This is a genomic window from Massilia sp. AB1 (assembly GCF_018119385.1).
In the GTDB taxonomy this organism is placed as follows: Bacteria; Pseudomonadota; Gammaproteobacteria; order Burkholderiales; family Burkholderiaceae_D; genus Telluria.
The window spans coordinates 97,642-107,092 of record NZ_JAGKSG010000017.1 but is presented as its reverse complement, the minus strand read 5'-3'; the positions used below and the strand labels follow the sequence as shown (position 1 = coordinate 107,092).

General features: G+C 63.5%; 7 protein-coding genes and 1 pseudogene. 2 read left to right on the top strand and 6 right to left on the bottom strand.

Annotated features, from left to right (window positions below):
• The coding region (locus tag J8847_RS12155) for a hypothetical protein (RefSeq protein ID WP_211524966.1) at positions 1-353 on the top strand (353 nt) is incomplete at its 5' end.
• Positions 354-383: 30 nt separating this feature from the next.
• Here the strand turns inward: J8847_RS12155 and J8847_RS12150 are convergent.
• Positions 384-3,401 (bottom strand): TonB-dependent receptor, encoded by a 3,018-nt coding sequence (locus J8847_RS12150; RefSeq protein WP_211524965.1) that lies wholly within the window; start codon positions 3,399-3,401, stop codon positions 384-386.
• A gap of 106 nt (positions 3,402-3,507) precedes the next feature.
• Between J8847_RS12150 and J8847_RS12145 the strand changes: the two genes are divergently transcribed.
• Positions 3,508-3,957 (top strand): nuclear transport factor 2 family protein, encoded by a 450-nt coding sequence (locus tag J8847_RS12145; protein WP_211524964.1) that lies wholly within the window; start codon positions 3,508-3,510, stop codon positions 3,955-3,957.
• Positions 3,958-3,978: 21 nt separating this feature from the next.
• On the opposite strand, the gene J8847_RS12140 is transcribed toward J8847_RS12145, so the two are convergent.
• From J8847_RS12140 to J8847_RS12120, 5 genes and pseudogenes are all read right to left on the bottom strand, one after another.
• Positions 3,979-4,431: a hypothetical protein gene (locus tag J8847_RS12140; protein WP_211524963.1), complete on the bottom strand. Its 453-nt coding sequence runs from the start codon at positions 4,429-4,431 to the stop codon at positions 3,979-3,981.
• 99 nt (positions 4,432-4,530) lie between these two features.
• On the bottom strand, positions 4,531-5,739 hold the full coding sequence (locus tag J8847_RS12135; protein WP_229512753.1) for a transposase: 1,209 nt from the start codon (positions 5,737-5,739) through the stop codon (positions 4,531-4,533).
• Positions 5,730-6,356: an IS607 family transposase gene (locus J8847_RS12130; RefSeq protein ID WP_211524962.1), complete on the bottom strand. Its 627-nt coding sequence runs from the start codon at positions 6,354-6,356 to the stop codon at positions 5,730-5,732. Before J8847_RS12130 ends, J8847_RS12135 begins: the two co-directional genes overlap by 10 nt.
• 173 nt (positions 6,357-6,529) lie before the next feature.
• Positions 6,530-6,715, bottom strand: a pseudogene (locus tag J8847_RS12125) (IS1595 family transposase); the annotation flags it as partial.
• A 413-nt stretch (positions 6,716-7,128) separates the two neighbouring features.
• Positions 7,129-9,432 carry a diguanylate cyclase domain-containing protein gene (locus J8847_RS12120; protein WP_211524961.1) on the bottom strand — a complete coding sequence of 768 codons (2,304 nt, stop codon included), beginning with the start codon at positions 9,430-9,432 and terminating at the stop codon, positions 7,129-7,131.
• Between the last annotated feature and the right edge of the window lie 19 nt (positions 9,433-9,451).

Below are 9,451 nucleotides of genomic sequence, written 5' to 3'. Positions count from 1 at the left end.
ATAGGGCGCTGAACACGCCTGGTTCGCTCGCGCGGCACGCCAGTTCGCTGGTGGTCGATCCAGGCTTTCAGGCGCGTTTCCCGTGCGTGCGGACCAGCATCCAGTGTAAATTGCCGACCAGTAGCAAAACCTTGGTCCGGCAAACCGATGGTGTGGCAGCAGGCGCGACGCTAAGATTGAAAATCCTTGTGTCGGTGGTTCGATTCCGCCCCGGGCCACCAAGAACATGCAGTTCCTCCCTCCCAAGACGCCAACCCATGCAGGTTGCGTTGTCGTTTCCAAAGCTCACAATACGCGTAGCGCTGCTCGTGACGAGCGAGCGCTGCTGGCGGTTGGCTGGCGTTGCCGTTTAAGAAGAATAGGTTCTTCCCGACCCTCGCCTGCTACAACTGCAAGCCCAGAACCAGGCCGAAGCGACGAGGCTCCAGCAGGAAGACATTGGTGTAAGAGCCGGCCGCCTGGGTGGAGGACCAGCGCCCGGTGGCGGCATCGCTGCCGTTCAGGTTCTGCGCATAGGCGCGCACGAACCAGCTTTTCCCGCGCCCGGACAGCTCCAGCTGGGCGTTGACGGTGGCGTAGCCTTTGATGCGGTCGAGCGGCTTGTTGAATGCGGTGGAAAACGTTTTCCCCGTGTAATGCGCATCGATCCTCGGCACCAGACTCATGCCATTGGCCAGACGGAAGCTGTATTCGGCGCCGGCCGACAATTTGAAACGTGGCGACAGCGGCAGTTCATTCCCCGCGATGTTCACTTCGACCCCGTTGCTCACCGTATACTGGGCGCCCCCTGCTGCCCTGAGTGCATCGCACATGCTGAAGGCGCCGGTCGTGCTGGTGCCAGGCAGGGCGACCGGCTCTCTCAGGCCCAGCGCTGCGTTCACCCTGCTCACCAGGGCATTGGCGCCGGCGCCGCTTCCTCCGGCCGCCGGAATGACGGCGCAGTTCGACCCGCTGCCGACGTCCTTGATGACGACGACATCCGAACGTCCGGCGGACGGGTCGCGCGGATCGATCAGCGGCAAGTCCTTCAGCCGGGTCTTGAGGAAGCTGGCCGAGAGGTTCAGCCTGAAGCCGCGTGCCGGAACCAAAACCGATTCCAGCTCCGCCCCATGGATATCCGCGTCCGCATTATCGTTCACGACCGTCCGCGCCAGCAGGCGGCTGATCTGCAAGTCCTTGTAGCGCATGGCGAAGACACTCGCGCCGAGGTTGAGCTTCCCTCCCAACAGCGTGTTCTTGGCGCCCAGTTCGACGGCATCCAGCACTTCCTTCCTGAACTCCGTCGCCGCCTCGAACTCCACCTGGGCCGCCGGGTTCATGCCGCCCGCCTTGTAGCCGCGCGCATAGGATGCGAAATACAGGCTTCCCGGGCGCGGACGATAATCGGCCACCAGCCGGCCGGTCAGCGCATTGGACCTGGTGCGCTGGTCGGCAAACGGCTGGGCGCCAGGCTGCGTGGCGTCGGCATCGAAGCTCCCGGCATAGGGCGACTGGAACGCATCGCCTGTGCCGAAGGGCACCGGCACCGAGAGCAGCAAGGCGCGCTGGCGCTGCCGCTTTTCGTCACTGGAATAACGCAGGCCGGCGGTCAGTTTCAGGGTCTTGCTGACGTCGTAATAGGCCTCGCCGAACACACCGTGGCTGTCCAGCGTCAGCTCGGCAAGCTCCGCATCGTAGTACGACGGGGCGATGAACACATTCGGGAAGGACAGGTCGCCCGCCGCGCGCCGGCCGAGGCTGGTGAGCGCCCCCAGCACTCCCCCGGCGTAGTCCAGGGCAAACAGGTTCACGAGATAATCATTGTCGCGCACGTAATCGAGGTAGACGGCGCCGAGCAGGAAATTCCATGGCCCATCGAGCTTGCTGTCCAGATGGGCCTCGACCGTGCGCTGGGTGAACTTGTCCCGGAAAACTTCGAACTCGGCGCCTCGTGGCGAGCAGCTATTCACGTGTCCGCCGAAGACGCCGGTATGCTGGCGGTTCGGTTCCGAGGTACACAGTCCTCCCGCAAGGCCATTGGGAAACAAGGCCTGGGCCGCCAGCGTGAATGGATTGACGCCTCCGGGAAACGCGGATCCCGGCGCGCTTGCCAGCGCCGCGAAGTTGCGCAGGCCAGGGTTATCCGTCAGCGGATTCACTGGCGTCATGTTGAAGTCGGCCCGCTGGTCGCTGCGGTCGCGCACATAGCCTCCGGTAACGGTCAGCGCATATTTCTCCCCGATTTTTTGCTCGAGCCGCAAGATCAGATGGGCATTCTCGACCTGGTAGGACGGCGCCATGTCGGCGCGCACCTCGCGCAGGTTTTCGACCGGCGGCTGGCCGCCGTAGAACGGGTCCGGGCCATACACGCTCGACAGACCCAGGCCGGCGATCATCGGATTGCCTCCGCTGGCGATGGCAAGGAACTCGCGCGACGCCAGCACGCCGCCGACATTGCCATGGAAATTAGGCGTGTCGAATCCCAGGCGGTCGGGCCGGCAGCCCATGATGCCGACCTCGTCGCGGGCGCACAGGTGCCTGGTGAAGCGGCTGCGGTTGTCGTCCTCCCGGAAGTACGAGGCGATCAGGTCGAGAGTGGTCGACGCGCCGGACCGGATACGCAGCGTGGCACGCAGTGCCGCCAGGTCGCGCCCATCGATGCGGCTGTTGTCGAACAAATTCTTCGTGTATCCATCGCGCTTCAGGTAAGTCCCGGCCAGCCGCAGGCCAATGGCTTCGTTGATTGGAAGATTGAGCATGCCGGTGACCCGGCGCGTATCGTAGTCACCCGCTTCGGCCTGGATGCTGCCGTGCCGCTTGTCGAAACTCGGGCGGGCTGTGACGAAGTTGACCACCCCTGCGGTCGCATTCCGGCCGTACAGCGTTCCCTGGGGGCCGCGCAGCACTTCGACGCGCTGCAGGTCGAAGAATTCGGTTTCGAAAATGCGTGGCTGGAGCAGGGGCATGTCGTTGACATGGATGGCGGTCGCCGGGTCGCAGGAGATACCGGTGCACAGGTCGCCCACGCCCCGGATCGTGAATGTGGCGCCATCGAACTGTGCCTTTGTGAAATTTACATTCGGAACACTGAATTGCAGGTCGAGGGCATTGTTGATCTGGCGCGCCGCCAGGTCGCTTGCGGTCAGCGCGGTGACCGCCATCGGCACATCCTGGAGAAACTGCGACTGGCGTTGCGCCGTCACCACCACCTGGTGCACGACCTCGGTGTCGCCGGCGGGGGCTTCGTCGCGGCCGGACGTTTGCACCTGCGCCAGCGCATCCTTCGCCGCGATCGCAAGAACGATGCATGAGAGTGCGGAACCGAGCGCAGGCTCGCGGCATTTTCCGGTACGCATATCCATCGCCTCCTTTTGCAGGGAAACAGGATCCATCCGTGGCATCGCGCCATCCGAGTCTGCCATGAATACCGCAGTGCGCAAACCCTCTTCTGGGCGAGGTATTTCACCTTGACGAGCCGATGACGTCGCACATACTGGAAATCCCAGCTTGACTCCACAGGAGACGGCCATGAACGAGCAGCAGAATATCGAACTGATCAAGCAAGCCTACGACGCCTACAAGCGCGGCGACATACAGCAGCTCCTCGCGTGCGTGGACGACCAGGTCGAATGGGAACTGCCGGAGACGCCCGGCGTGCCTTTCACCGGCAAGCGCCGGGGCTGCGAACCGGTCCGTGAAGTTTTCCGTATTCAGCAACAATTGTTAACTGTGCGGGAATTCACCGTGAACGAATTCATCGCCCAGGGGAACAAGGTCGTCGTGCTTGGCCATGGGGCGTGGACGGTGAAGGACACCGGCCAGGATTTCGAGAGCGACTGGGTGGACGTATTCACGATCAAGGACGGCAACATCGCGGCGTATCGCGATTTCATGAACACCAGCGCCGCGCTCAAGGCCTTCCAATGCGAAGCCATTCCCGCTGCGCCGCGCCCGGCGACGGCGACCGCCCCACATTGAACTGGCTTCAGCTATCCAGCCTCAATCTTTCTTTTCCCGGAATTCCCCGTCGATCACCCTGTCGTCGGTGCCGGTGGCACGGCTTTGCCCAGCGAATTGGAAAACAGACGAGACCATGCGATCGAACACAGCTCGCCTCAAGCGCGGGTAGGTGAGAAGAAAAGCCGTCGTGAAACCCATGAACCCTGCCGGCACGTAGTCGCCCTTCAACAGAAAGTGCAGCAGGCAAAGTGCGAGCAAACCGATGATGAGCGGCCGCCGGACAGGTTTGGGTAACAGGCCGACAACGCTCAGCTTGCCTTTGCGTATCCATGGAAATCTTGCGAAAAGCGCGCCCAGCAGCAGCCCCGCGATCACCCGATTCGTGCCGAGATACTCCGCCAGCACCCCGACGACAAGGAAACCGGTATAGGTCATGGTGCTGGCCAGCGCTGCCAGGGCTAACAGTGCGATTGCGAGCGTTAGCTTTGGCATACGGATCACCGCTCTGACGAATAAGCCGAGGATTTGCGTACTCCTGTAAATGGACATCGGATGGCTAGCGCAGATTCTAACAGCACCGTTCCTCCAGACTTACGCAAAGCTATCCGTAGTTACTTTGCCGCTGGATTCCTGCTTCACCGGGGCCAGTTTCGTCCCGCGCTCGCGCGCAGGGCCAGCGCCTTCCCCTCCACAGGCAGTCACGGTAGAACTTACCGCGATATGCTTCAGATTGATGGCCGCATTGACGTCTCGCTCGTGCGCCGTTCCACAGCCCGGGCACGCCCAGTGGCGGATCGCCAGGCTTAGCGCTTCCAGCCGGTAGCCGCAGCTGGAGCACAGCTTGCTGCTCGGGTACCAGCGGTCCGCCAGCACAACCTGACCGCCGCGCCATGCGGCCTTGTATTCCAGCTGGCGGCGCAACTCGTAGAACCCCATATCCGAGATCGCCCGCGCCAGGTGTCCGTTGGCCAGCATGCCCTTGACGTTCAAGTCCTCGATACCGATCGTGTGAAAACGGCGCGTAATGTTAGTACTCAGCTGGTGCAGGCTGTCTCGGCGAATGTTGCCGATCCGTGCGTGCAGGCGGGCCAGTTCCAGCTTCGCCTTCGCCCGGTTGCGCGAACCTTTCACCTTGCGCGACAGGCTGCGCGACAGACGGCGCAGGCGCGGCAGCAGGGTACGCAATGCCTTCGGACCTTCGAACTTCTCGCCGGTCCACAGGGTCGCCAGCGCCGAAACCCCGAGGTCGATCCCTACCGCACCTTGGTTCTCGGCTGGCGGCAGGGACAGCTCATGAGTGTCGACGGTGATGCTGGCGTACCAGTGATCGGCGACGCGTGAGATCGCAGCCGATACGATCCGGCCGGTAAAACGCAAAGTTTCGCACATGCGGATCCAGCCCAGCTTCGGGATGCGGATCCGCTTGTCCTCGACCCGGAACTGGTCGTTGCTTAAGGTGAAGCGGTCATCGCGCCCCTTACGACGGAAGTTCGGATAGCGGGCACGTTTGTTGAAAAAATTGTCGAAGGCGCGGCCCAGCTGCATGATCGCCATCTGGGGCGCGTTCTTGGTGACTTCCAGCATCCAGGGAAATTGTTCGCGCTTAATGGCGTTGAGCTGGCGCCGCAACGCACCTTCGGACGGCTTGGGCAGCGATGGATCGGCCTTGCAGGCTGCGTACTGTTTGCCCCACTCGTCTAACGCCCAGTTGTAGGCGAAGCGCGCCACGCCAGCCGCCCGGGAAAGGTACGTCGCCTGGACATTGTTGGGATCGAGCCGGATGCGGTGCGCTACGAGCATTGCGCCTCCTTCACGGCGCTGCGCACGCCTTCCAGCAGCTTCTGGTTCTTGCGCGACCTGCTGCCGTACAGCCTTGCCGAGAACACGGTAACGATCTCCAGTACGTCGCTGGCCAGGTCTTCCTCGAAGCTCGTCTCCGCACCTTGATTGATGATCACGACCTCGACCTCCCTGGCTTCGCAGACAGCAAACACCAGTTCGGCGCCAAAACGCAGCAGCCGGTCCTTGTGCGTGAGCACGAGACGGCCAATTTCGCCCGCCAGGATCCGCTCCAGCAGTTGTCTCAAACCCTTCTTGCGGTAGTTCATGCCGGAGCCCAGATCCTCGATCACGTCGAAGGTCCAGCCCTGGCTTGCGCAGTACAATTCCAGCACCTGCCTTTGCCGTTCAAGGTCGGCCTTCTGGTCGTGGCTGGAGACACGCGCATAGGCGGCCGTTCTCCGTTCGGCCTGGATGCCATGGTGCAGTCCAGGGCGCAGCGTGGCCAGGTCATAGCGCCGTTGTCCGCCCTCGGTCCTCGCGGGAATAAGCTTCCCGCTCCTTTCCCAGCGCCGTAGCGTACTGGTAGAGACACCAATCGCTTTCGCGGCGGCACCAATTGTGATTAGCTTGGTCATAATACATATGACCGCACAAATCCGAATAAGTTCTGAGCTAACTGTTTGAACCCCGGTCGGGGCTGTCCGGTCTCTGCACCAGGGATGCAAACGAAAAGGCGCTGTCACCGTTGAGTGTTGAAGATGCCAATCGCGGCTCGCAGGAGAGCGTCAGGCGAATCCAAGCGATTTCCATCCAGCGCCCAGCGCCATCCGAGATAGTTGGGAAGGTAGCGAGTGGCTACGCCATGGAAGCGGGCGAGCCATTCCCGGAAGCGGCGATGGTAGGCGTTGACGTTCTGGACATGGACTGCCCCGCGCACACGCTCGCCGGCGCGCAGGTTGACGGCCTGGTGAGAGATGCCGGATTCACGCGCAAAATAGCGGTCCAGCCCAACCGTCGAACGCAGCACCTGAAGCAGCTGCTCGCGTTGACGCTTGCTTAGGACTGCGACCTGTTCCAACAGCTTCTTGAATGTCGAGTCCTTCATCGCTTCCTCCGCCGAGATATGGATCCTCGTTAGACCTCAGCAGTTAAGGAAGATTCAACACTCAACGGTGACAGCGCCAACGAAAACGCCACCTTCGCGGTGGCGGTCCTGTGTCCGGAACAGCTGGCGCCGCGCCCTGGCGGCCCTAATGGAAGACGATGCGCCGTCATTGGTGCCCATGGCGAAGGCTCTCATCCATTCCATGCTTCGCCCTGTCTGCGCTGGTGTGAGAGCGCAAATTTTCCAAACCGCAACTCATCGCGAAGCTGCTGTCAGGCCGGGCTCGATCGCATCGCGTGAACCTAGTCCTTCTCCGCCGGCTGCTCCGCCGTCCCCGCCTGCCGGAAGCAATTCCTCCCCGCCCGCTTGGCGTCGTACATGGCCTGGTCCGCCGCCTTCACCAGCGTCTCCGGCGTCATCGCCGCCTCGAAGTAGGCGATACCGATACTGGTGCTGACCTGTAAGGTCGTCCCGCCCACGCTGAAGGGCGGCACCATCGCGTCGACCATCTTCTGCCCGATCACCGCCGTATCGCCCGGCTGGTGCAGCCCTTCCGCGATCAGCACGAACTCGTCGCCGCCCAGGCGCGCGATGAAGTCGGACTCGCGCAGCACCTGGCGCACGCGCTGGGCGAACATGCGGATCACCTGGTCGCCCACGTCGTGGCCGTAGGTGTCGTTGATGTGCTTGAAGCGGTCGATGTCGAAGTACATCAGCGCCAGGCCGCCGCGGCGCTGGGCGCGCTTGACGGCTTCCTCCAGCTGGTTGTTGAAATAGCCGCGGTTCGGCAGGCCAGTCAGGGTGTCGTAGTTCGCACGCCGGAACAATTCCTGCTCCATGTACTTGCGCGCCGTGATGTCCTCGGTCACGGCCAGCACGCCCACCACCTTGCCCGCCTCGTCCCTGAGCGGGATCTTGCTGGTCTCGATCCAGCACTCGGTGCCGTCCTTGCGCAGATCGGTGGCCTGCATGCGCATGCGCCCCACGCCCGAGCGCATCACCTCGAGGTCCACCTGCCGGTAGTGCTCCGCCATGTCCTTCCAGGCCGCGAAATCGCCGTCCTTCCTGCCGACCAGCTGGTCGATGCCGTCCAGCCCCATCTCGACCAGCAGCGAGCGGTTACCGCCCTGGAAGACACTGTCGAGGTTTTTCCAGAATACGCTCTGCGGGATGTTGTCGATGATTAGCTGGAGCATTTGCTGGGATTCGTGCAGCGCCTGCTCGGCTTGTTTGCGGTCGGTGACGTTCTCGGCGAAGCCCAGTACATGGGTCACTTCGCTGCCGGCGCTCATCGGCACCAGTACGATCGACACATCCGGGCAGCGCCCGTCCGCGCGCATCAGCCTGGTGGTATAGGCGACCGTTTTCCCGGCCAGGACGTCCTTGAAGTGGTTGGCCAGCGCGCCGCGGTCTTCCTCCGCCACGAAGGCTTCGAAGGGCGCGCCGATCAGGGCCTCGCGGCCGACGCCCAGCTCCCTGGCCATCTGCTGGTTGGCATGGATGAAGTGCTGCTCGAGGTCGATCGCATACACGGCGAAGGGATGGTGCTCGAAGAAGCCGGCGAAACGCTCGTTGAACTCGCGCATCGCGCGCTGGCGCGACACGTAGCGCGGCCAGGCCGCCACGCCGTAGCTGGCGACCAGGGTCAGCAGCAGGCCGATCGCCAGCACCGTGGTGCCGGCCCAGGCGGCCTTCGACGCGAGCGAGGCCTTCTTGGCGTAGAAGTGCAGCAGCCAGGTACGGTTGGCCACCGGGATCTCGGCGCGGTGGGCGAGCAGCTGGGCGGCGTCGGCCTTCAGCGCATGGGAGACGCCGTCGCTGTCGAACAGCAGGTGCTCGCGCGCCAGGCTGCCGTCGAAGACCTCGACGTCGAACAGGCTCGCCAGCCGTCCATGATCGAAGCCGAGGAACAGGCGGTCGACATACATGGCGGAGAAGACGAAGCCTTTCAGCCCGCCGCGCGCCTGCCCATCCGCGGCGGAGGGCGTTCGCATGCTGCGCACAGGCGAAAAGATCAGGACCACGGGACGGTGGGCCGCATGGCGCAGCGCGGGGTGCACGGCGGTCGCCACCGGCTCGTCGCGGCGGGCGGCTTCCTGCATCGCGGCCCAGCGTTCGGGAACCGAGGAGAAATCGGCGCCGCGCAGGCGCCCCGCCCGGGTCGGATCGGTGCCGTGCACGGCGTAGTACAGCGGATACCAGGCGTCGGCGCCGGCCCGCTGGTCCGAGATGCGGTAGCCGGGGAAGGTCCGCGCCGCTTCCGCCTCGAAGCGTCCGGCATCCGCAGCCGGCACCTTGGGCAGGTAGCCGAAGGAACTGGCGCCCTCCAGCCGCTCGAACACCCGGCTGGCGCCGATGTAATTGTCGAATTCCTCGGCATCGATGCTGCTCGACGCGCTGAAGAAGGCGCCCAGGGCGCGGTCCGCGCCCTCGTACAGCTCCAGGCGGTTACGCAACAGGAAGGCGTAATTCTCGGCCGTCTCCTGCAGCTGCGCGATCTGCTCCGCCTCGCTGTGGCGCGCGCCGGCGAAATAGCCCCAGGCCGAGGCGGCGAAACCCGCCGCGAAGACGATGGCCGGCAGCTTCACCTGGCGAAGCTGTCGCAAGGATTGTCGAAGAAGGGTG